Source organism: Hanstruepera flava, from assembly GCF_023634025.1.
Lineage (GTDB): Bacteria > Bacteroidota > Bacteroidia > Flavobacteriales > Flavobacteriaceae > Hanstruepera > Hanstruepera flava.
Genome location: NZ_JALJCW010000002.1, coordinates 218,585 through 243,196, shown reverse-complemented (window position 1 = coordinate 243,196; position 24,612 = coordinate 218,585). Strand labels below are relative to the sequence as shown.

General features: G+C 35.1%; 24 protein-coding genes. 1 reads left to right on the top strand and 23 read right to left on the bottom strand.

The window, feature by feature from the left end; genetic code table 11:
* Window positions 1-12: 12 nt before the first annotated feature.
* The 21 genes from MTX13_RS08605 to MTX13_RS08505 all read right to left on the bottom strand — a co-directional run bounded on the left by MTX13_RS08605 (window position 13) and on the right by MTX13_RS08505 (window position 20,041).
* Entirely contained in the window at window positions 13-1,014 is a 1,002-nt protein-coding gene (locus MTX13_RS08605; protein ID WP_250434162.1) for a glycosyltransferase family 2 protein, read from the bottom strand.
* A 32-nt stretch (window positions 1,015-1,046) separates the two neighbouring features.
* Window positions 1,047-2,444 carry an asparagine synthase-related protein gene (locus MTX13_RS08600; protein ID WP_250434160.1) on the bottom strand — a complete coding sequence of 466 codons (1,398 nt, stop codon included), beginning with the start codon at window positions 2,442-2,444 and terminating at the stop codon, window positions 1,047-1,049.
* A gap of 14 nt (window positions 2,445-2,458) precedes the next feature.
* Window positions 2,459-3,343, bottom strand: a complete 885-nt coding sequence (locus MTX13_RS08595) for a glycosyltransferase family 2 protein (protein ID WP_250434159.1) — start codon at window positions 3,341-3,343, stop codon at window positions 2,459-2,461.
* A gap of 133 nt (window positions 3,344-3,476) precedes the next feature.
* Window positions 3,477-4,436 (bottom strand): glycosyltransferase family 2 protein, encoded by a 960-nt coding sequence (locus tag MTX13_RS08590; RefSeq protein WP_250434158.1) that lies wholly within the window; start codon window positions 4,434-4,436, stop codon window positions 3,477-3,479.
* A gap of 6 nt (window positions 4,437-4,442) precedes the next feature.
* Window positions 4,443-5,093: a NeuD/PglB/VioB family sugar acetyltransferase gene (locus tag MTX13_RS08585; protein WP_250434157.1), complete on the bottom strand. Its 651-nt coding sequence runs from the start codon at window positions 5,091-5,093 to the stop codon at window positions 4,443-4,445.
* The gene (locus tag MTX13_RS08580) at window positions 5,087-6,160 is read right to left on the bottom strand and encodes a DegT/DnrJ/EryC1/StrS family aminotransferase (RefSeq protein ID WP_250434156.1); all 1,074 of its coding nucleotides are present in this window, start codon (window positions 6,158-6,160) and stop codon (window positions 5,087-5,089) included. Before MTX13_RS08580 ends, MTX13_RS08585 begins: the two co-directional genes overlap by 7 nt.
* The gene (locus MTX13_RS08575; protein ID WP_250434155.1) at window positions 6,153-7,349 is read right to left on the bottom strand and encodes a glycosyltransferase; all 1,197 of its coding nucleotides are present in this window, start codon (window positions 7,347-7,349) and stop codon (window positions 6,153-6,155) included. Before MTX13_RS08575 ends, MTX13_RS08580 begins: the two co-directional genes overlap by 8 nt.
* Window positions 7,346-8,326, bottom strand: a complete 981-nt coding sequence (locus MTX13_RS08570) for a glycosyltransferase family 2 protein (RefSeq protein ID WP_250434154.1) — start codon at window positions 8,324-8,326, stop codon at window positions 7,346-7,348. Before MTX13_RS08570 ends, MTX13_RS08575 begins: the two co-directional genes overlap by 4 nt.
* Window positions 8,327-8,361: 35 nt before the next feature.
* On the bottom strand, window positions 8,362-9,474 hold the full coding sequence (locus MTX13_RS08565; RefSeq protein WP_250434153.1) for a glycosyltransferase: 1,113 nt from the start codon (window positions 9,472-9,474) through the stop codon (window positions 8,362-8,364).
* 4 nt (window positions 9,475-9,478) lie between these two features.
* Entirely contained in the window at window positions 9,479-10,411 is a 933-nt protein-coding gene (locus tag MTX13_RS08560; RefSeq protein WP_250434152.1) for a glycosyltransferase family 2 protein, read from the bottom strand.
* Window positions 10,408-11,196: a glycosyltransferase family 2 protein gene (locus tag MTX13_RS08555; protein ID WP_250434150.1), complete on the bottom strand. Its 789-nt coding sequence runs from the start codon at window positions 11,194-11,196 to the stop codon at window positions 10,408-10,410. Before MTX13_RS08555 ends, MTX13_RS08560 begins: the two co-directional genes overlap by 4 nt.
* Before the next feature lie 6 nt (window positions 11,197-11,202).
* Window positions 11,203-11,505, bottom strand: coding sequence for a hypothetical protein (locus tag MTX13_RS08550; protein WP_250434148.1), 303 nt, complete (start codon window positions 11,503-11,505; stop codon window positions 11,203-11,205).
* Window positions 11,502-12,641 carry a glycosyltransferase gene (locus MTX13_RS08545; protein WP_250434146.1) on the bottom strand — a complete coding sequence of 380 codons (1,140 nt, stop codon included), beginning with the start codon at window positions 12,639-12,641 and terminating at the stop codon, window positions 11,502-11,504. Before MTX13_RS08545 ends, MTX13_RS08550 begins: the two co-directional genes overlap by 4 nt.
* Before the next feature lie 4 nt (window positions 12,642-12,645).
* Window positions 12,646-14,052 (bottom strand): capsular polysaccharide export protein, LipB/KpsS family, encoded by a 1,407-nt coding sequence (locus tag MTX13_RS08540; protein WP_250434144.1) that lies wholly within the window; start codon window positions 14,050-14,052, stop codon window positions 12,646-12,648.
* Window positions 14,015-14,959, bottom strand: coding sequence for a sulfotransferase domain-containing protein (locus tag MTX13_RS08535; protein ID WP_250434142.1), 945 nt, complete (start codon window positions 14,957-14,959; stop codon window positions 14,015-14,017). Before MTX13_RS08535 ends, MTX13_RS08540 begins: the two co-directional genes overlap by 38 nt.
* Entirely contained in the window at window positions 14,959-15,912 is a 954-nt protein-coding gene (locus MTX13_RS08530) for a class I SAM-dependent methyltransferase (RefSeq protein ID WP_250434141.1), read from the bottom strand. Before MTX13_RS08530 ends, MTX13_RS08535 begins: the two co-directional genes overlap by 1 nt.
* 2 nt (window positions 15,913-15,914) lie before the next feature.
* Window positions 15,915-16,505 (bottom strand): sulfotransferase family 2 domain-containing protein, encoded by a 591-nt coding sequence (locus MTX13_RS08525; RefSeq protein WP_250434140.1) that lies wholly within the window; start codon window positions 16,503-16,505, stop codon window positions 15,915-15,917.
* 8 nt (window positions 16,506-16,513) lie between these two features.
* Window positions 16,514-17,719, bottom strand: a complete 1,206-nt coding sequence (locus MTX13_RS08520) for an ABC transporter ATP-binding protein (protein WP_250434139.1) — start codon at window positions 17,717-17,719, stop codon at window positions 16,514-16,516.
* A 49-nt stretch (window positions 17,720-17,768) separates the two neighbouring features.
* Window positions 17,769-18,128, bottom strand: coding sequence for a four helix bundle protein (locus tag MTX13_RS08515; protein ID WP_250434138.1), 360 nt, complete (start codon window positions 18,126-18,128; stop codon window positions 17,769-17,771).
* A 65-nt stretch (window positions 18,129-18,193) separates the two neighbouring features.
* Entirely contained in the window at window positions 18,194-19,039 is an 846-nt protein-coding gene (locus MTX13_RS08510) for an ABC transporter permease (protein WP_250434137.1), read from the bottom strand.
* Between the two features lie 810 nt (window positions 19,040-19,849).
* Entirely contained in the window at window positions 19,850-20,041 is a 192-nt protein-coding gene (locus tag MTX13_RS08505; RefSeq protein ID WP_250434136.1) for a hypothetical protein, read from the bottom strand.
* Between the two features lie 1,143 nt (window positions 20,042-21,184).
* Between MTX13_RS08505 and MTX13_RS08500 the strand changes: the two genes are divergently transcribed.
* Window positions 21,185-21,934 carry a hypothetical protein gene (locus tag MTX13_RS08500; RefSeq protein WP_250434135.1) on the top strand — a complete coding sequence of 250 codons (750 nt, stop codon included), beginning with the start codon at window positions 21,185-21,187 and terminating at the stop codon, window positions 21,932-21,934.
* A gap of 1,066 nt (window positions 21,935-23,000) precedes the next feature.
* Here the strand turns inward: MTX13_RS08500 and MTX13_RS08495 are convergent.
* Both MTX13_RS08495 and MTX13_RS08490 read right to left on the bottom strand, forming a co-directional pair.
* Window positions 23,001-23,966 carry an SDR family oxidoreductase gene (locus tag MTX13_RS08495; protein ID WP_394801244.1) on the bottom strand — a complete coding sequence of 322 codons (966 nt, stop codon included), beginning with the start codon at window positions 23,964-23,966 and terminating at the stop codon, window positions 23,001-23,003.
* Window positions 23,959-24,264, bottom strand: a complete 306-nt coding sequence (locus MTX13_RS08490; protein ID WP_250434133.1) for a GIY-YIG nuclease family protein — start codon at window positions 24,262-24,264, stop codon at window positions 23,959-23,961. Before MTX13_RS08490 ends, MTX13_RS08495 begins: the two co-directional genes overlap by 8 nt.
* Between the last annotated feature and the right edge of the window lie 348 nt (window positions 24,265-24,612).

Genomic DNA, 24,612 nt, shown 5'->3' with positions numbered 1-24,612 from the left:
AATGTAATGGCTTCAATTAAACTGTTTTTTTTCAACTAGTTGTTGCACTGCAAAAGGTACAATATAATACCCATATACTTTTCGCAAACTTTCTAGAGGCAAGATAATTAATATTGTCAAATTAACCTGTATGTACCAGGGAATCTTAATAGCTTGAATGTCCTGTACCAGTTGTTGTTTTAATTGTAAACGTTGGTTTAGTCCTTTGGTATGAACAATCTGTCTCCCCATGGAAAGAAACAACTGTCTAAACAACAATTCCTGAAACCGCTTTGGTGTATCACGTGCCAAAAAAAAGGGTAAATGTTCCTTTATCAAACGAGGCCAAATCATAAACGCACGGGGCATACGCCGTTTCGCTTGTTCTATAGTAGATTCTTCATGTTTAAAATACAAATACACATATCTATCTATAAAAGCCACACATTGTGTCAGACCTAGTTTAATATCCAAAGCTGTATCTTCATTATTCCTAATAGATTCATTATAGTATCCTATAGAATCAAAAACGGCCCTCCTGTACAAAAAAGCTGGTGGTCCTACAACTGTTTTTAAGCTTCCAAACCATTCTAAACCCCAATAAGGAGGTTCTTTAATGACTATAGCATGGGTTTCGTCATCTGGTTTCATTGTCTGCGTAATACCCTTATAAGATTTTACCATCTTACCAAAAACCGCCATTACTTCTGGATGCAATTCTAAAGCTGACAATAAAGCCTTAAGTGCATCAGGATAAATTTCATCATCAACATCAAACACATAAACATAATCCCCTCTTGAAGCCCGTATACCCATATTACGAGCTGCAGCTGCACCTTGTTTGGGTTGATTCAATAACTGCACCCTGCTATCAATAGACTGTATTTTAAGTATCTCATCAACAGATTGGTCTCGAGAATTATTGTTTACATATATGAGCTCAAAATCATCTATACCCTGACCCAAAATAGATTGATAGGATTTTTCAATAAATGCTGCACCATTATAAACAGGAATTACAACTGATAATTTCATAAATTCATTTGTTTCATTAACTCATTATCGCATTACCTCATTACCTCATTATCTCTACAATTGTTATACCATACAGACAAAGTTAACAACATACTTACTGCATGGGCTGTATGCAAAGGGTCCTCCTTTAAAAATCGGTTATAGGTCTCATTCACGATAGATTTTGGAATCCATTTATTAAATTGTGAATCAAATAAATAATCCTCTAAATACTTTCGGTTATCAGCACCTAAAAACTGTAATTCCCAGTTGCGCTGTATATAAGGGTTTCCTATCAATTCTTGTACTGTTCGCCTAAACTTACTCCATGCACGATAAGGAATATTATAAGGTACCTTGTTATAGTGATAATTTTGTAAATTAAAGGGTTTTTGTGCTTGCCAGGTTATGCGTGACAAAGATTTATCCTGCTGTAAATGAGCTATTTGCAAACGCCTGTCTGCCAGATAGTCTTCTGGAACAGTACAAATAAATGAACACATGCGTGTATCATAATACGGCAAAGTAATGGGATGTGCGGCCGTAAACACACTCAAATTAGTAGTGGTCCAACGGTGTGCCCAATGACTGGTCTTATAGGCCCTAACCTTGGCACTAATGTTATCTATGGTAATCGTGTTTAAATCGGTACTGATGCGGTCTATCAAATAAGTCTTAAAATCACCTGTCAGACCCCATGTCTCCCATAATTGTTCTGCCAAGATCAACCCTTGGGGTTTTATCATTTTCTTGAGTAATAGGGGAATAACATCAGCCTCTCGAGTACCCTCAGGGACTCCCCTATCAAACAGCACATCGCCCCAATGGCCTAAAGAAAATACACCTTGCATTTGTTTCAATTGAGACAATACAGCCATTTGTCGAGGATGCGTAAATTCAGAATAACACCCATTTATGGCAGCCAGGTCTTCAATCACCTCCCATAAATACCCTTTTTTTATATCAAACTGCTCAAAACTAAAATCACAAGCTGCAGCTATCTGTTTAGATATGTGATGTTCGGGATAGCCACCCTCAAAAGCATAGCTAAATGCATGAACAGGGTTATCCATCTGTTTTAATATAAGAGCCTGACTACGGCTATCCAAACCACCCGATAACGGTAAAATAACAGCATTCTCACCAACCTGTTCAGCTACAATAGACTTAAAAAGGGTAATATACGCCTCTAATGCTTCATCAAATGACATATTATTTGGAGAATAGTGCCACTTAAAATTAGGGTTACTGTTTAACAAAAAACCATGAGTATCCAACTCATGATCATGCCCAGGTAATAAGCAAACAGTATCTTTCCAGTAGGTATCCGAGCCCATAAAAAAACCAGCAGCTATAAAAACACAAATAGACTTAAAATCTAACTCATGAGGCTCGTTTAGCTGTTTTGCAAACGTATGACTGTTAGGAAGTATAGGCAACGATAGGGTCATAGTGTCATTAAAAATTACAAAGACAATCGGGCTTTGGTGTAACTAAAACCAAATTTCAATAGTCCTTTCAAGTCTTTAGTTTTATAAGCTGCTTTAGCCATACGCTTATACATGGTCTTTTCAACTTGCAATACAGAAGCTTTAGCGGTATTTCCAAAATAATCATTCCAAAATCTAGCGCGCTTTATTTTAGCTTTCATAAATTGTATGCCCGATTCGTAAGGGGTTTTGGTTAGGGTTCTCTTAAACGTAAAACTGTCATCATGCCGCCTGTAAACCGCAAATTCCGCTTCCATTTTACGTCCTAGCCCATCAGATCCTAAAGCGCGAATCCAAAGCTGGGAATCACTTCCCATATCATCAGCGTAATTAAACCCGTTATCTTTAATAAAGTTACGAATCATAGTAGCACAGGTAGAACATTGATTTCTTATAATCATATCTTTATAAGTAAAATCATAAGCCTTTTTTTCTTTAGAACCAATAAATTCTCCCGTACTTTGAACATATTGTTTAACATAACCGGTTACAAGATTATACGTGTTATGCTTCTCTAAAAAATCCACTTGTTTTTGCAGCATGTGTTCATCTATCCAATAATCATCACCTTCACACATCACTATGTACTTACCGCGACACTTTTCAAGAGCAAATATAAAATTAGGAATCATTCCTATATTTTTTTCAAGCTTAATATAATTAATAGTTACCCGGCCATGGTCAATGCCTAAATATTTTTTCACCTCTAAATCGGTCTTATCAGGAGAACAGTCATTAGAAATCACCAACTCTACATCAAAGTCGGTAATCTGCATCAACACACCATCTATGGCCTCGCCTATATAATCCTCATGTCCGTATGTTATCATACAAACACTCACAATAGGTTTATTATTCATATTTATGTAATATCTGTATAGTAGTCACAATCCTTTAAACTGCAATATAAACATAATCACATTTAGTTTCTAGTAAGTTATTCTAAATTTCATGCACATCCCAGCCATAATATTTTGCCGTAAACAGAGAGCATCAATAGATAAACAACCTATCAAAAATTTTAAATAAAACAGACTGAAACCGCTTTTGAATATCAATTGGAAATAAGATTAATAAAAAAGCAAACTTTATTTTTGCGTACAAAGAAAAAGACATAATACCTTTATATAAGTTGAAAGCTTTATCCACTTCTTGTTTGCTCACTTTGTATATTGCCCTATTTAAATGGCCCAACTCAACAAGCTTTTTAAATAGCATACCAAAGTATTTAGAATATAGGCTAGAGTCTATTATGCTCAAACTCACTATTAAAGTCTGTAAAACTTGTTCCTTTTTAACTGCAGTGCTTTCAGCACTATATATACCTCCTTCATGTAATCTATAAGCCCCAGTATTAATGTCAATAAATTTAATTTTACCAAATTCAGACTGCCATAATAGCATAATAGTATCAAGTCCAGGCGCTGTAGGCAGTTTATTAAAATCTCGATTTCTAAATACCCGTGTTAAAGTCGGTGCCCAAATGGGTAAATCTGAACGCTCATAATCTGTCTTTCTATCATCTGCAATCAAAACCTCTTTTACAACATGTCCATCCTCATCAACAATACTAATATTGGTAAAACAAACTTCATATTCCGGATGGCTTTCTAAAAAATCAACTTGTAATTGCAATTTATTGGGGTCGGTCCAGTAATCATCGCCTTCACAAATTGCTACGTATTGTCCCCTACACTGGTTCAAAGCAAACATAAAGTTACCATACATACCTAAATTTTCAGATTGCTCATAATACCGAATAACATGCCCTTTAGGGTGTGATGCCTGTATGTCTTCAATTATAGTTCCGGTATGGTCTGGAGAGCAATCATTCGCAATAATAAGCTCATAATCAAATTGGGTTTCCTGATTCAAAATACCAGTTATAGCCTGCTTAATAAAAGCAGCCTGCTTATAGGTAATAACAAAAACACTTAAAAGTGGAGCCCCCATAAATACCTAATTTTCAGGAGTCAATATTTTTTTAACAACAGCAGGCACCCCAGCAACCATACAATAGTCTGGAACATCCTTGGTTACGACAGCACCAGCTGCAACTACCACACCTTTACCTACCGTAACATCTTGCAAAATAGTTGCCCCACTACCTATATGGGTAAAATCACCAATAACACAACGCCCTAGCAAAACAGCTCCCGGAGATAATTCCACATAATCCCCTACACGTACATCATGGGTAATAAGTGTATTATAATATACCAATACACCCTTACCAATAGTAACATCATTTGAAACAATAGTTTGCTCAAAGACATTGCTACCAGAGCCAATAGAAATACCATGCTGACCTATTCCCGCTTTAGCACTAACAATAGAAGTTAACACACCGCCAAGTTCCTCAAACACCAAACTCAATTTTTGACGTAAATACGGATTACCTATTCCCAATGCAAATCTATTATCAACCATTTTAAAATACCGTTGTGCAGCTTCTTTTGACTTTAAAATGGGATATTTATCATAAAGTTTATCAGGACCTTTCAAATTAACATCATCATAAAACACCAAGTTATCAATTAATCCATTTTCGTCTTGATAAACAAGTTCCAATACTTCTTTAGCCAACCCTTTGGCGCCTATAATCAGCATATAATAGTTTTTATTACAGTTAATACCCTATTAATATCTTGAGTTTCAAACCCAACAAAAAGTGGCAAACATAAAACCCTAGAAGCAATATCATCTGCTACTTCACAAGCAGAACCATCCACATACGGCAAGGTGTTCAAGCTAGGATAAAAATACCGCCTCGGAAAAATATCAGCCTGGTTTAAAGCAGTTTTTACTGCCAGTAATTGTGCTTCAGTTTTAAAAACAACTGGGTAGTAACTAAAGTTCCATAAGGTATGGTCCCGTATGGCTAACAATTGTATCTCCAAATCAGTTAAAACCGCATTATAAGTTTCAACAACACGTTTTCTAGATTCTAAAATATCAGACATATACGGTAAAACAGCCAGTCCCATAGCGGCTTGGGGTTCACTCATCTTGGCATTAATACCCAAGCCATAAAAGGCCTCTGGTCCATCATGCCCAAAATTATGATGCCAATACATACGCTCATAATATTCTGGCTTACAAAACAAAGCACCACCTTCCCCAGTATGAAACAATTTGGTAGCATGAAAACTACAAGTACTCACATCACCATAATTAAAAAGAGATTGCCCCTTGTAAGTCACACCAAAACAATGGGCAGCATCATAAATAACTTTTAAGTTATGTTTTTTGGCTATAGCTTCAATAGCCTCTACATTACAGGGGTTACCAAACACATGTGTTGCCAGAATAGCTGAAGTTTTTAAGGTTATAGCAGCTTCAATCTGTGTTTCATCAATGGTCAAATATTCGGGGTGAATATCCACAAAAACCGGTGTACAACCTTCCCACACAATGCTACTGGTCGTAGCCACATAACTAAACGGTGTGGTAATAATTTCTCCTGTTAAACCCAACGCCTTTATAGCTATCTGTATCGGTAAGGTACCATTGGTCATGCTTATAAGTTGCGGGACTCCCAAATAAGCCTTTAACCTATCTTCAAGTTCTTTAACGAGCACACCTCTATTGGTCATCCAGCCTGTATCCCAAGCCTGTTGTAAAAGAGCCTGATACTCCTGCTGTGGAGGTAAAAATGTTTTGGTAACATTAATCATGGGGTATGGTGTAAAAATTGGTCATAGCCTCTAAAAATTTTGCCCGACCACTTTGTGATATCACATCGTTTCGGTTCTGTAAAATATCAAAACACTTTTGTTTCTTTTTAATTTGTTCTAAATGTAAAGCAATTTCATTAAAATCACCAACTTCCACCAAGATACTATTACTGGAATTTAAGGTATCCTCTACACCACCGCTTTTAGTAGATATAACAGTAGCACCACATAATAGGGCTTCCCGTACGGCCAACCCAAAAGTCTCTTCAATACTGGTAGAAACGAAAACATGGGCTTCTTGTAAGATTTGTATAATCTTGGTTTGGGTAGCATAAGGAATAAAAGTACATATTTCCCTTACACCTAGTTTAGCGGCTATGTTTTCAAAATATGATGTATCTGAATCTGGCGACGCTCCAAAGGTAGCATTACCCACCACAATAACCTGAACATCCTGATAAGTGTCCATTTCAACAAAAGCTGCTAGCGCTTTAAAAAAAGTAGTAACATCTTTTACAGGGTCAGAATACGTAATGGTTACAATCCGAAATGTTGAATGTTGCTTTTTCTCTGGAATAATAAACTTCCTTTCATCCACTAAATTCCATACTACTTCAATAGGTCTTTCTATTCCATCTCGTAATAAACAGTCTCTTTGATATCTACTTACTGCGGCCACTTTATTTGCTTTACGAAATGCTGTTTTTATTTCGTCTTGAAAAAAGCTAGAGTAACTCTTTAATCTAAAAGGCGAATGCTCAATAATAACATAGGGCAAATCAAATACACTACAAACGTATTGAGCTACTATTCCAGCTTTAAATACGTTTTGCGCATGTATTAAATCAGGTCGCCATCCTAATTCCAAAAGTTCTTGAAATGCAACCTTATACCTCTCTTTATAAGTGTTCATTTTTTTTCTTTCACTCCAAGATTTTTGAATGACTAAAGGAAAAGAATAAGCCGTTGGATTTTGGCTTAAAAAGTCGGTTGATAAAGTATTACGTTTATTATAAAAAATGCGTTTTAAAACTTGAAAAACATAACTCTTGGTATGTAATTCCTCGGCCATCAAAACTTTCACATCAAAACCATTTTGACTTAAAAACAAGGCTTGATCTCTAAAAAATGACCCCGAATATTTATTATGGCTAGGGTATAATGAGGGTATAATCAGAATTTTTTTCATAACCGCTTTAATGCTGGATGATACTTTAATCTCAAATGAATCCGATAAAAAGGGTGTTTAAATAGCATACAAGCAGCTCCTAACAGTCTTAATTCAAACTTCAGCCTAGCACTCACCACACCCATAATACGGGGTAATTTTTTTAGTATAAGTGTACTATTGTTATAATGTTTATGATTTAAACCTGCAAAAAAATAGTTTAACAATGACCTATAAAACATGATAATTAAATCCTTGTCTTGTAGTGCAACACTCCGTTCCAAATTGGCTATATAAATTCGTGTTTGACTGTCCTTATACAAAGGGTTATATCTTTTATCTTCAACCGTTTTTGTTTTATCGTGTTGCCTATATAAAAACAGGCGTTTGTTTATTATTTGATACTGCTCAGCTGTTTTAAAATAAAACAACCGTAAAAAAAAGTCCATCTCTTGACCTCTTACCAAAGTTTCATCAAATAAATCTATTTCGTTTAAAAAGGACTTTTTAAACAAAATTGAAGGCGTTAAAGCTATAAATTTTATTTGAGCATAATCCTTATACAAATTCTGTGATTCTGATAAAGGTATTAATGTTTGGCTCTTCAAATTTTCATCGGTATTATATCCCGTACAAATAACAAATTCAATTGCTTGGGTTGTAAACCCTGCCAATTTAGCACTCAAAAACTCCGGTAGCATCACATCATCACTATCAAACCATTGTATAAAAGCACCGTTTGAAATCTCAAACCCATAGTTTCGGGCTCCATTACCACCTGGCAAATGGGTGTCGGGCCGCCTATGATATTGAAAACGCACATCATTATCTATATAGGTTTGTAATAAAGTTTCCGTGTCATCAGTACTACCATCGTCTACCACAATACATTCCCAGTTTGGGTAGGTTTGTGCCAATACACTATCCAAGGTTTCACCAATAAGGTGGGCACGGTTATAAGTAGGGATAATTATAGAAACTAAGGGTTGTTTAGGCATGATTATTATTTACCCGACTAATATACAATGTAGAATTATAATAAGGAATTTTTTGCAGCGGCTTCTAAAATGTCTTGAAGGTCTTGAATGTGGCGTTTCATAGAAAACTGTTCAAGAATGTTGGCTTTTCCATTAGTCCCCAATTGCCTCGCAAAATTGACATCGTCAAGCAATTGCTTCATATGTGCAGCCATGCCATCCACATCATGCTCATAGCATAACAACCCTGTTTCGCCGAGTTTTATTACATCAGGAATGCCCGCATGTTTGGTGGCTATTACAGGTAAACCGGAAACACTCGCCTCCAATACCGCTAATGGCGTGCCTTCCATATCGCCATTAGTTGCAGTAACCGAGTGCTGTACAAACGCCAAAGACTCCCCTAACAGTTCCCGATAGCGTTCTGGGGTGATAACGCCTAAAAACTGCACCTGGTTTTCCAATTGGTAGTGCTTTACCAAATTTTTGCACATATCAAGCAACACACCATCGCCTGCTAATACTAATTGGGCTTCGGGATGTTGTTTGGCTACCTTGTTAAAAGCCATAATGGTATAATAAGGTGCTTTTTTATCAGTAAAACGCCCAATGCCTATAAACTGCTTTTTGCTAAACTTGGGGTTTACAGATTCAAACTCGGGTTGCGGCCCATAAACATTATAGACCAGTTTAGCTTTTGGACAACCTAAAGCTAACAGCTTTTGATACATCACTTGTGATACGGCCACCACATATTTAGCATAGGCAAAAACGGCTTTATATTGCTCGCATTGTTCTATCACTACATGCACGCTCGCATCATACCCATGAAAATGCACGACAACCGGTAAACCACTTTGTTTTAAAAGGGATAATAAATTATGGGCATGCGTACCATACTCCACCAAAACAACATCTACCTGCTGCTGTTTTAAACTATACAATATGCGCTGGCCATTAATAGCGCTGTAAGACTGCTTTTGTATTTTACGTTGTAACCGATATTGCCATTCCTTATGTTTGGGTACTAACGCGGTTTCGCCTTCTAGACGCATATGCCTTAAGTTACCATAATAATAACACACCCTATCCTGTAAATACTGCTTATGCGCCTGAATAAACGTCTCCGAATACGGGTTTTGGCTAGGTGTAAATATGGCGATGGTCAAAATACTATAGGTTTTTTAATTTAATTGTAAAAAAATCACTAATCAATGCACCATAACTTTTGTTTTTTAAACGCACCTGATAAAAGTACGGTTTAAAAATATCATATTTAGTATGTAACGCAAACCACTTTAAATACATAGTTTTTGTAGCACTTTTATGGAATAAACCAAAGGTATCTAAAGCAAAGTCTCTTATCGTAGCCTCTTCTAATAAGCGTTGTTTTTTTATGGTTGGTGTCTTATGGTTTCTACTTACTTGCGAATGATGCCTAAAATAATTCAAGGGTTTATTTATAAATGCCATGTTTGTATCCTGCACGAGTTGCAACCAAAAAAACCAATCGCCACACATGCGCATCTGCAAAAGACTATTAGTAAAAGTTTGCTTTGTAACCAATTCTTTTTTAAAAACTACGGCACTGGCATTGGGAATCACATTCTTAACAAGCAAATAGTCATTTATAAATTCACGCCCTGATTTAGTAAAGTTAGCCTGCCAAATATTGGGTTTAAAAGTATTGGTATAGACCTCTCTATGTCTTAAACGTTTACCTTTTTCATCTACATCTAAACTTTGTGTGTAAACCAACCCCAATTGCGGGTTTCTTGAAAAATCCTCTAAACAGGTTTCTAATAAATCAAGTTCACAATAATCATCACTTTCGGCAATCCATATATATTTACCTTTAGCTAAAGCAATACCTTTTTGCCACTGTTTAAACGGACTACCAGAATTTGTTTTATTGATTATCAATTGACTCACTTTTGGGTGGTTTTGATACGGTTTTAGTAAGTCCTGACTGCCATCGGTTGAGGCATCATCTAGTAAAATAACTTCAAAATCTTGATAGGTTTGATGAAAAACACTATCTAACCGCTGTTGCAAATACGGCTTATGATTGTAGTTAGGGATGATGATGGAGACTTTGGGCTTCAAAATCGTTTTAAATATTTCTTCAATGTTTCAAAAAATGTAGATGACAGCTTTTCTCTTAACACTTTATTTTCGTTCAATAATTTAGAAAACTCTTTAACATACAAATCATAGTGTTTTTTCTTGATATAGTTTATATTTTCTTGCATCATATCATTATCAAAAGTCTTAATCATTGAATTACTTGATACTCTATAATCAAATGTTATTTGCTTAAGATAATAAAACGTAAAATCACTTTTTATAACGCGTAACCAAAAATCCCAGTCTTCATGCCCTTGGTGCGGCAAATTTTCATCATATCCACCAATACTCTCATATACAGATTTTCTTATTACAGCACAGGCGTCAATATAATTATGTTGTAACATTCTATACTTATCAAAAAAACCAACATCCCATAATTCGTTTTTATCTCCAAAAAACATAGCGTCACCATAAACTACAGCAACCTTTTCATTGTGATACATAACATTTATTGAAGCACCTACAAAATCAGGTCTCACTTTGTTATCTGAATCCAAGGGTAAAATAAATTGCCCTCTTGCTTTTTCAATACCATAGTTTCTCGCACTTCCTAATCCCCCATTATCTTTTTTGAAATATTTAAAACGAGAATCTTTTTTTACCCAACTCAATGCAATAGATTCTAAATTATCTGGGGAACCATCATTTACAATAATTGCTTCCCATTGTTGAAAATCTTGATCAAAAACTGATCGCAAAGTATCTTCAAGAGTGGATTCAGAGTTATAACAGGGTATAACAATACTTAATTTGGGATTCATATCTTATTACATGTTCATACGAAGATATTGATTATATATCTTTTGTAGCAAACGATTTTTAGGGAACCTTAACTTACTCTTTTTATAAGCTACTTTTTTAATTTTTGAGTCTACTATTTGTTTTTCATCTTTATAATTATAAAATGAACGGCAAGCAGCCTTAAAATCACCTTCCATGGCACCACCTATAAGTGCCAGAACATCTACTTGCACATCTGGTTGTTCCTTTTGCAACCACCTTAAAAAATGCAAAAGCACCATAGGCGCACCAGAACGCGATGCATCGTGTGTAATTAAGAGGAGTTTCATTTTAATAACTTATTAATTTCATTTGAAAAAGTATCTACCGGATCTTCAGTAACTACCTCATATAATTTATCTCTAGATGCCTTGCCCATAGCTACCCACATATCGCGCTTTTCCCAAGCCTGTTCTAATGCTTCATCTATAAGCTCAATAGTTGGTGCTTTAGCTAAAAAACCCGTTTTACCGTGTTCTATTAATTCTTCAGCCGCACCAACAGCTGTACTAATAACCATACGGCCAAATGACATAGCCTCTAACATGGCTAAACTTTGCCCTTCCATTCTAGATGGCATGATACAAGCTACATTATTTTTCCAAATAACCCCTTTATTAGATTCATGTCCTTTTAAAACTACCGTGTTCTCTAATTCGTAACGTGTAATTAACCCCTTAAAATGTTGTTCGTTTACACCACTTCCATATAAGTTAAAACAAACGTTTCTCGTTTTCCATTTGTCTTGAGAAAGTACTTTTAATAACAAATCTTGACCTTTATGAAACATGGTATAGGCAGCTACACAAGCTACTTGCAACATGTCGTTACTTTCAGGTTGTACATACTTTTGTTCATAATTAAAAGGGTTGTTTATTTTAAAAATATTATTTAAAGATACGCCTAATTGTGTTTCTAATACGATTCTGTTTTCAACGGATAAATAACCTACGCCTTTTGCTTCATTATAAGCTAAACTTAATTTTTCTATTTGATGGTCATGTAAGTACCGTAAACTAGTTGCTAACTGTACTACTAGTACATAAGGTATGTTATGTTGTTTTAAATAGTTTGTTAAACTAATAATGTTAGCATCTACATGATTTCCTACCGATAATATAGCTAGGTCGAATGATTGCGTTTTTGTTACTCCTTCTAAATCATGTGGTTTAGGTGTAGGCTTTTTAAGTTTTCTTTTTATGTGATGCAAAATACCCTTTTTATATGGCTTTGGTTTTGGCTTGTAATGAATCTTACCGCCTAAAGCTTCAATTTGTATGATACGGTCATGTTCTTCTTGCCATTGTTTTTTTACTATGCTTATATGGTGTTGGTTAACCATTTCCAATGCCGCTTTGCTCCATAGCTCTTCACTACCTCCCCAAGACACATGGTCATTTAATGTTATGAATAAAAGTTTTGACATATATTTAAATATTTTCCAAAATATAGTTTGTAACCGCTTCTACTTGTCCTTCAGGGATTAGCATCTCTACCATTTCCTTTTGGCGTAAATACATCATCTTTTTTTCATGTGAGCCTAAATTAAAAGCTGTTTCCAAATTTTGAAGCAATTCTACTTCACTAAATCCTTTTAATGCAGATTGCCCATCTACGAGTGGTAACAAAGGCTCCACTTCAGATAGATTAGCATGTATAACAGGAATACCAAATCGCATCGCTTCAACTCCTGCAGTAGAATCTTCAGTAACAACAACCGTACTTTCACATAGCAATTCTGATAAAATAGATTCCTTTATTTTTACACGCTCATGGAGCCCGCTTTGCTCTATAGCATCATCATAAAGCGATACTAAATCCATAGGATGTGGTTTAATGACAAGTTCAATATGTTTATTTTCCCTTAAATATTCTAGGATGACATTTAGTATGTTTAAACCTTCTTTATGACTTCTTGAAGGCGAATAACATTTTAATGATTTATGAGGTCTTGTTATAAATAATATTTTATTTAAACCAACTTCCTTACATTCCGGTTGTTTAGATAAAAAAATATTTCCACAAACTTTAAATGATTTTGGTTGCATCACCGAATTCAATTCATACATTTTTTTTCTATGATTACTCCATACACCAATAAAATCCGCAAAACAATCATCATAATAATAATACTCACAATCTAAACCATGTTGATAGGTAAAGGTAGGTATACCTAGTTTTCGGGCGGCCAACACATAATTTATAAACGGTGGATGATTATCCGAATGTACAAACACAGCATGTGGCTTATTGTCCTTCAATTCAGCTATAGCCAAGCTTGTCATTGCTACAACACCTGAAATTTGTTCTTTTAAAAGCAAAACATCCTCAGGAATTAAACATAAGCCTTGTTCGTTCAATCCGCGTATTAATTGATTATATAAGGTATCATTCCAAACGCTATCAAAATTATATTTCTTTGGCTTTATGATATTTTTTTTAGAAAGAATACCACCTGATACTTTTGAGATAACCTTAACGCCTTTTGTAAGTTGCAGTTCATGAATTATTTTTTGCGTGTAATGAGATTGAAATGGTATAAAAACAATTTTATTTCTCGATAAAAAAGATTTTTTAAAACTTCCTTTTGATATTACAGGCGTATAGTATTGCGGATAGCTTTTATACTCTTTCCTATAAAATTCTACTTCACCATAATCAATACCATGTTTTATACGTAATGCACGCCCAACTTTATCCCATAAATAAAACCGGATTATATGACTATAATCTATACCATTATACACTGGATTAAAGCCTGTATACTTATACCAATTACAAACTATATCGTAAGCCTGTTTATCTAAGTCCTTCAACCCAACTGTCATTTTCTTCATATCCAAATGCTACTAAACTAGAGCCTGCTATTTCATGAAACAATTTCCCATCGGCATAAGTAAAGTAATTCTTCCAGTCTCCTGAAACTCCCTTACGTACATGGGCATTGGCTTGGGCATCTCCGCGTTCCCTTCCCTGGCTCATACGTTTAAAATCACCTACCTCAAGGCATGTTTTAATCATACTTTCATTGGTCTTGGCTCCTAAAAACGTGAGGCATTCTCTTAAAACGCTATTGGTATCCTTCAAAACATCTTCATAATGTACAACCTTTACTTCATGGTTCTTTTTAGCTTCTTGTATAGTTTGCAATGGCTGCATCCATTCTGTTGCCCATTGTTCTATCTCCTTATCTTGAAAAAAACGCGTGCCTTTTTTGCGCTCGTTGTGTAAATACATAGTACGTCGTTCCTGCTCAAATGTACTTAACGCACTCCCTATTGGCTGCTTATTAAACCAATGAAAAACCCCACTTGTAAGCACATCTCTACCATCTCTTACCAAAAATAAGATTTTAGCTTTCGGAAAAAAAGTATCTATCTGCGATAATACTTTATCTGCTGTATGTATATAGGGTGTTACCTTATCAACTACTACTTTTTTTCTTGAAAACTCACGCTCCGTATTTAAAACACCTGCAATAACACTACGCAACATCGATTCTTTCTGTTTCCGTGGGTATCCATGGTGCAACAACATACTGTTTATATACTTGTCTAACGTTATGCGTAACCTAGGTATTTCTTGCCCTTCATCTAGAACAAAATCTGCATAATCACCAAACAACCTACGCTCTACACAAAACACATCTTCATGGGCATTCAACATCTTGCTCATCCAGGTAGTGCCAGAACGTGGTGCTGCTATAATAAAATGATTATTGGTCTTTTTTTTGAAAATGCTCATCAACCTAGTAGTCTATTTTTTATTTTTTGAATTACATTGAACTTATTAGATGCTTTCTTGTTTTTCCAGGTTACCTTTTGAATGAATAATTTTTCTTTCTTTAATATTTCCTGTTTACTCGGGAACTCAATGGGCTCAATATTATCATCTATTTTACATATCACTGCCATGGCTGGTGTTAAGGCAGGCAATCCTTCTTCAAAAGATTCTACTACTTCAAATCCACATATATTTAGCAAACTTTCAAGAGTCTGCATGTCAAAAGAAAGTACATGTCCTAAATGAACAGCCCCTAATCCGTTGACCCTATCATTCATTATATTAGGAACTTCAATATATAATACACTTGCTTTGTGCATCATTTTTTTTAACTCTAGTAAATATTCTTTTGGGTTTAAAATATGTTCTAAAACATGTGTTGAAGTAACAACATCAAAACAGATACCACTAGAATGCTTTATAAAATCTTGATAAGAACCAATAAAAATATCCCCTTTAAGGTTTTGTTTTGCATACTCCCCAAACCCAATACTTGGTTCAATCCCATAGGTCTGTATATCAGGGTAATATATTTCAATCTGTGATAACAAAGTACCTTCTGCACACCCAACATCTAAAATCGTTTTAGATTTTTGTAAATACTTATTTAAAGCATCTTTCACAAAACTAGCTCTAGCTTTAAAAGGACCTTTATTAATATAATCTTGAGTAGGAACTTCTATAGACTCATAAAATGAACGGTAATGATTTTTATAAAAATTGTTCATTTCCAATTCTGTAGGTCTTGGGTTAATGTAAATCATACTACAATTATTACAAATAACTGTTTGTACACCCATACCATACCTATCTTTATTAGCCAACACTTTAAACTGATTATCATCACAGATTGGGCAAAGTATTTGTTCTTTTTTAAGATTTGAATAATACTTTTTGGAATCTTTATTCTTCATATTTAAAAACTATATCCAAATCGTTCTATATCTTCTTTATAATTGTTAGAAACTAATTCAAAAGTCTCATTATCATAATACTCTCTGTAATGTATCCTTTTCGTTTTATTTAAATGGTTTAGTTTGTATTTCCTTAAACCTATTTCTTTAGCTATTATCGAAAAATCACTTTCTAAATTTTCAAATTTACCTATAAAATCTAAATCTATAAAACAATGATATGGATGGATTTGTGGTAAAGTATGATGCCTTAAAACACTTTTAATACTATTCCTTGAATGATAATCAATAGAAGCATCTGTGGCAATTTTTATAAAATCAATAAAACTCGTATTCTTTAAAGGAGGCTCATTATTATAAGACCATTTTGATTTTTCCATCCCTTCAGTAAACATTTTCCATGCAGACACCATTCTATCATATGGATTACGCACAAAAGCAAACTTAAAATATTGATTCCAATCATTTGGGATACTCTTGAATACAGGTCCTTCATAATCCCCTTTAAACACTCCATTACGTATTGATGTACCAGCAACTTTTGGTATATGGACAAAAACACACTTTGGATTGTTAATTAAAAATGCTCCCATATAAAAATCTAATTTTGGTTTATTAAAACATTAACACTCATAGGAATATATGAATCAAATTCATTATCTGATAAACTTTTAAAATTATAAAACCCTTCATACCTCAATAATCTCTCTTTAATTTTCATATTATCATCTACTTCAAAAACAACGAGTGTCAGTGAATAGTCTCCATGATTTAAAGGGTTAGTAAAAGAAATATTTATTGATTGAGAACTTCCTTTGTTTATAAAAATATGTCCTTCATGTAAAGAATTTATATCCAACAATCCCTTGAACTCACTATCATACACAACTCCCCTTATTCCAAAACGTTCAATTTCAGGGCTTATATCTAAAGTAAATTCTAAACTAATTAAAGAATCTTTCTTTATTGAAATCTGTTTAGAAGCATCAAAATTCGTTTTAACTATTTTAGCTTTACCAGACCCACTTATCATCTCTTTATTATCAATAGGACTATCTAAAAAGTATTGATTAATTACTTTAGATACATCAATTGACTGATTTTTAACTTTACCCCTTGAAAGCAATAAAGCAGAACTTGACAATTTAGCAATTTGTGGCATAGAATGGGATACAAAAATAATGGCTGTTTTTTTTTGTAGTTCATTAATAGTATTATAACATTTCATTCTAAATGCCACATCCCCCACAGCCAATACCTCATCAATAATAAGCACATCAGGTTCCATTTGGGCGGCTACGGCAAAGCCCAAGCGTACTTTCATACCACTACTATAATGCTGTACAGGCATATCAATAAACTCCTCCAGTTCAGCAAAGGCTATAATGGCATCCAGCTTGGCATCAATCTCCCTACGGCTAAACCCTAAAATAGCACCGTTGTTATAAATGTTTTCACGCCCACTCAATATCGGGTTAAAACCGGCTCCCAGTTCTATTAAGGCACCCACTCGGCCCTTTATGGTTACTTTTCCAGCATCTGGGTTTATCAACCCGTTCAATATTTTAAGCAGCGTACTTTTTCCGGCACCATTATGGCCAATAAGTCCCAAACACTCCCCACGGCGCAGTTCAAAGCTCACATCTTGTACCGCCCAAAATTCCTTGGGGCGCAACTCCCGCTCCTGCCTGGAACCACGCACACCACTCACCAAATCCTTAACACCATACCACAAGCTGGTTTTTAGGTCCTTGCAAAACTTTTTGCTTAGGCCCTCTACTTTTACTAAAATTTCACTATCGTTCATTTTTTCGGTTACCGGTTGTCTGTTGTGGGTTGTTGGTTAATTATAAACTTCAAACTTTCCAATGTTGTTCTACATAATTTTTAAAACTGTATAATTTTGCTCCTAAAGTATCATATTTTGAAATTAAACCTTTAACTTCTAATTCATACAACAATTCTATCATTTCTAATTGACTTCTACATTCTAAAAGCGATGCGTGTGCGTACACTAAAAATTTAATAAAATCCTGTTTATAACTACGTCTTCCATAACCTTCTACAATATTATCTTTTATAGATTTAGATGATCTTCGAAGTTGACTTCCTTGTTCATAGAGTTCGTACTTCGGCAGCTTTAAGGTAAGTTCATGTACTTCAACAGCATATTGGAAAGCTAAAACATAAACCTCTAAATCTTTATAACTTTTCATTTTTGTTTATTTTTTTGTGAGTTTGCGTTATAACAGAAAACTGACAACCGAAAACCCACACCTCCCTACGCACTCAACCGTTCCACAATAATAGGAATCGAAATACGATACAGCACCAAACCTAAAAACAGCAAAGGCACACATATCGCTAAAACAATTAAAAAATAGCTTAAATACTCTGGTGTAAACCCAACCGCCAAATCACGGGTGGTCAAAATAATAGGGGTAATCGGGTTATACGTCATAATCGTTTTCATCATACCGGCTTTGGGTATGGCATACACCACAGGGGTGACATACATTAAAAATTGCATCCCAAAGGTGATGATTTTACCAATATCTTTATACAGCAGTCCTATAGGTGTTAAAAACAGCCCCAAAGTACTTCCAAACAAAACAGCACCCAAAACAGCAATAGGCACCAATAACAAACTCCAATGAAATCCAACCCCAAAAATAAACACAAAGAGCACTAATAGTAATATCTTAATACTACTATCAAATAAAAGTTTATAAACACCCGAAAGCAATAAGGCTTCTTTAGGAAAATTAATTTTTGTAAGTATGCCTTTAGCGGCATTAGTACTCTGCATGGGCGAATTAATGGCTGCCACAATAATAGACCATATTAACGTACCCGAAAACGCATATACAGCATAAGGTACACCAGTATCACTTAAACGCACAGTACCACTACTATTCAAAAAAATCCAAACCGCAGCAGTAGCAATGGGGGTAATAAAGGCCCATAAAATACCTAAATATGATTGCCGGTATTGGGCCTTGATATCGCGCTCGGCCAATTGCCGGGCTAAAAAACGGGAGCCCAACAAATCCTTTAAACTCGCTTTTAAAAGCGCACCCATTTTTAAAGTACGTTCCTTTTGATAAACACGGGTTTCTAAAGGCATAGAATATTAATGTAAATTTTTAGTGCTTTTGTTAGGGCTAATATAAATAATTAAGAGTTAAGAATTAAGAATTAAGAACGCGTTTTTAGTGGGTAATGGAATGTGATAATGAGATTGCTGTTTTCGTTCTTTACTTACAACAACAATGGGGAAAGCTGTTATTCTCTGGAATCCACTTAAACACCTTAACAAATCCTACTCAAGCAAAACCGGAAAACTGCTGTCATAAGCATAAAGCACAAAAGCTTCAATATAATGAAGTCTCATATACCCTCAACTTAACAAAACAATAAATCGATTTCACAAAAACTTAATTCATGCGCAGAATTAAAACCCACTGTCGTAAGCATAAAGAACAAAAGCTTCGAGGACAGGAGCTCTGCGACGCGAAGTTTTGGGCTTGGTTCACCGTAGGTGAAATGCCTACCGACAGTGAAAGCACTTTTGGGTTCTTTTTTGTGCGTAAAAAAGAACAAAATAAAAAACTTGAGTGCTAGTAAATAGCAAAAGCAAGTAAAACCACTATAATTCTGCCTGTCTAAAATCTCTCATAAGATTACGGCTATAATAAAAAGAACACAGAGAAAAAAACCAAATTTCGACAAAGTCGAAAACAACTGTCAGAAGAATAGCGTCTTGTTGAGTTATTATAATGAGTACCTTGCTTTAACATCAAACCAGGAAAGCCAGTATTAAGCCTGTTTGGTTATCAAAATGTTCTCAAGAAATTAAAAGAATGGAAATAAGAAAGTCATAATAGTAGAGGTCCAGTATTAATCCTCCTAAAACTCAAAACAAGTCACAAATATATTAAGCAGATTGCTTATCATGTTTTGGGGTAATTTTATTAATCATATTAAAAACCTCATCATAAGGTAAGCCCTTATATTCACAAAACTCTTTAATCGTAACATCCTGATGCTTTTTCTTACAATAAGCATCTTTTATAGTTCGTATTAAAGTTTGAGCCGTATTAAGTTTAATCCCCAATATTTCTGACACCTCGCATGGGTATATTGTTATCCGATAATACATGTAATATTAATCTTTTTACTCTTTGCTGTTGTTTAATGAGTCTTTTCATTATTAATTGTTTTAATTATTAGTTAATGCAAGCAAATTAGTCCAAAATATTACAATCTTAAAACAATCTGCTTATGAGTTATTAACTATAACTTAACAAACTCGTAGTTAATATCTCACAAAAACTGTTAACAAGCATAAATTTTTACAAATCAAATAAAAATTACTCTTCACTAAATGACATCATGATGTCATAAAAAGCAAACCAACAAAATTCTTTCAAAATAATTTAGGACATGCTTTTTAAGCACTTAAAAAATTGAATTAAACATCTTATTTTCAATACTTTAACATCATTAATAAGTCCAACACATAAAATTACTAGCAAATATAAAATTCACAATGGGCACAGTGTAATGAAGAAACCTTTAGGTTCAACTTAGCTAATCCTTTTGTCATTCAGAACGAGCCTGCCTATCGGCAGACAGGCGCAGCGATATTAAGAATCTCATAACATAAAAAAACTGCCTTGTCATCCTGAACCTTGTGCTGAACTTGCTTCAGTATCGATTCAGGCCCATCACCCTTCGTAAACGTCTCACCGTGCAAACAAGTCTGTCATTCCGAGCTTGTCGAGGAATCTCATAATACAAAAAACTGCCCGTGTCATCCTGCGCTTGACACACAATCCACTACGCTGCCCACTACCCGCTACCCACTACTCACCCACCACCTAGTCCCGTAGATACTCCGTAGATAACCCATACATGGCTCGTATGTAACCCTATGACCTCAAAAACATAATAAAACGTATAAACAGCAATAAAACGGATAAAACTCACAAAACAGTACTAATCGCAATAAATAAAAAGAAAGACATAAGAATGTTAGATAAATCAGTTTAGCTGAAATACTATCAAAGAACGGCTATACCTTCAAAAAGCAAAATGTCAATTAACAACACTATTTAAATTTGTCTCAACAGTTGAAAGCTCGGGATAATGATAAAAATTTTTAAGTAGGAGCTCATACTTAAGCGCGCATATCAAAACCCTGAGCCTACAACCAAATTTAATTTTGTTTTATCAGTATGTTTAAATAACATGCACAATACTTAAAAAAATGGCAAAGTACAAATCTTTGTTTAAGGTGCGCGGCTCCTTAGACGATGTAAACTTCTACAAAACAGAAGACGGATACCGCATGAGAACAAAGGGCGGTGTCAGTAAAGAACGTATTCAAAAAGATCCAGCTTTCGAGCGAACCCGAGAAAACAATAATGAGTTTGGTGCAAGTGCATCAAGCGGAAAACTCTTAAGACGGTCTATTTTGGATATGGTCTCTAATGCCAAGGATAGCAAATTGGCATCAAGATTGACCCAACGGATGATTAAGGTTAAAAACCAAGATCAGACCTCATTTAGAGGGCAGCGAAAAGTCGAAATAGGAATTCAAACACCTGAAGGTAAAGCTTGGTTAAAAGGATTTAATTTTAACCGTAAGGCACCTTTGGAAGAAGTCCTACAAACCGATTTTAGTTTAGATACAGTCACAGGCGAAGTCACTATAACCGACTTTACGCCAACTCAAAAACTGTATATCCCTCCAGGTGCCACACATGTGGAGTTTACTACAGGATTCTTGAATCTGGATTTTGCAACGAAGGAAAAAGATTTACAATTGAGTAACACCGTTAATGTAGCAATTAATGCAACAACCTCAACGGTAACACTCACCCCTTCTGCTGCGGCATCAGGTTCTGGACAGTCTATCTATCTCTTGAAAATTGCTTTTTTTCAAGATATTAACGGACTGCAATACCCACTTAAAAATGGGGAATTCAATGCATTGCAAATCATTGAAGTATTGTAATCAGTTTAGATGTAAACAGAAAAAGGAAGCTTCGGCTTCCTTTTTTTTATTTTCAATACCTCCGTCTCTCCTTTATCTAAAGTGAGAAGCCTTTTGGTAATCAATTATAACTAGTACAGCTCTCCTCTTCAGATACGGCCAAGCGTTAAGAAATAGTCCAGTGGACTATGCTAATACAGGAGCAATCTCGTGCACGGGCATTGAATTCACATAAGTAAACAACGTCAAACCTAATTTCGGCTCTGCCGAAAACCACTGGCAGCAGTATAGATAAACACATCCCGTTTAAGATTTTTGAAGCCTTGGAAAAAATCTAGGGATGGGTTTATGGTTTTAAAGGCTTTCTAAAAAAACCTTTAAAAATACCTCTGGCAGTAAAAGTCTTTTTTGGTTCTTTTTTTGACCAGAAAAAAAGAATAAACACCATCTCATTACAATCAGATTCCCAAAACGACCTAGTTTTAATACCGTAGTAAAATCAAGAACAAGTATGGCGGCTGGTAGCGGAGCATTGCCGAAGCAAAGCGGTTGCAATGCACACGATAAAACTTGTTCGTAAGATTTTCAAGGTATTAAAAGTAAGTCTAGAGTTTTTTGTTTCTAGCCTGTAGTGAGCCTGTCGAACTATTTGATCGATGCAAATGCGAAGCATTCATGAATTCCTTTAAAAAAAATAGTAACCCATGAATAAAAAAGAAAGAAAGCACTAAAACTGTAATATACTGTTTTTAAACGCGCTGTCCCGCAATGACAAAAGGGGTATTTTTTAGTAGAGATTCTTCAGTCGTCCTATCGTCCTCCTTCTGAATGACATGGATCTGTTTTATTTAGTGAACGTAGTAAAGTGAAGAAACCTTTAGGTTCAGCGCAGCTAATCTCTCTGTCATTCAGAACGAACGTAGTGAAGTGAAGAATCTCTCTGTCATGCTGAACTTATTTCAGCATCTCATAATTAGGGAAAGGAGATTGCCACAGTCGTTTGCCAACTTGCAATGACAGTAGGCATATTTTTTTAAAGAGATTCTTCAGTCGGTTTATAACCTCCTTCTGAATGACAAATAATTAGTTATTTATTAAACCAATCCCAAGTCAGTTTCAAACCCTCACGAACTGAAACTTCAGGCTGATACCCTAGCAGACCTTCCGCTTTAGAAATATCAGCCAAACTATCACGAACATCGCCTTGACGTGGTGGTCCATAAACCGCTTTTAAATCGGAACCTGCAGCTAGCTGAAGACTTTCCCAAAGGTAATTAACACTAATCCGTTCACCACAGGCCACATTAAAAACCTGGTTGCTAGCCGTGTTGTCAGCAAAAAAACTTTTAATATTGGCTTGCACCGCATTATCAACATAAGTAAAATCGCGTGTTTGCTCGCCATCGCCATTAATTTTAGGCGGTACATTATCACTCAAGGCCTGCATAAACAACGGAATGACCGCCGCGTAAGCCCCATTGGGGCTCTGCTTAGGGCCAAACACATTAAAATAGCGCAACCCTATAACATCGGTGCCATACGTTTTTCCAAAAACATCAGCATATAATTCATTCACAAACTTAGTAACCGCATAGGGCGATAAGGGCTTTCCTATGGTATCTTCAACTTTAGGTAATGACAGACTATCACCATAGGTAGAACTCGAAGCCGCATAAACCATACGTTTAACGGTATCAGAATCCTTTAATGCAATCATCATGTTTAAAAAACCCGAAATATTAACAGCGTTAGTTGTAGCAGGATCGTTAATAGACCGTGGTACAGAACCTAATGCAGCCTGATGACTCACATAATCCATACCTGCCATGGCTTGTTTACAGGTATCCAAATCACGGATATCCCCCTCCATAAGTTCAAAATTAGGGCGATTCATAAATTCGGAAAGATTCTCACGATACCCATTGGAGAAATTATCTAAAACACGTACTTTTTTAGCATTGTTTTTCAACAGGTATGCAACTAAATTGCTACCGATGAACCCAGCCCCTCCGGTTATTAAATAACTATATTCTTTTATTTTATTATTAATCATTTTCATCTACTTTATTAACTTGACTTATGAAATAAGATTTGAGGCGATTGCCCAAATACATTTTTCCATAATGTGTTTTTAAATATTTCTCACGTTTCAATGCATCTTCCTGTGTTAAACACCCTTCAAAATATATCAACTTTAATGGTCGTCTATGTTTTGTAGATTTGACTTTTCCTTTCTGATGCGCCTCAAATCTTGATGACAGATCTTTGGTATAACCTGTATATTTATTACCGTCTTTCAATGATTGTAAAATATAAACAAAATAATATGTTTGATCTAATTCTGTCATCATTTCATGGGTTGAACCCAGCTCCGCCAGTAATTAAATAACTATATTCTTTAATTCTATTTTCCATTATCATTAAAACTTATTTGTCATTGCGAGGTGCTTGCGCCGTGGCAATCTCTTTATCTTCTAACTTATTAACTTGACTCATTTATCCTGTGAAACAAATTTAGGTTTCACGGGATGAATACGATTTAAAGCGATTGCCTAAAAACATTTTTCCATAATGTGTTTTTACAACTTTAAAAATAATACTAATTACAGGAAAACAAAGTGAAAGATGTACCAATTAGATAAACAGATAAGCTCTATCGAGCAACGGTTAAGCTTTTAAGGTTTCAAACCCTCCGTCTA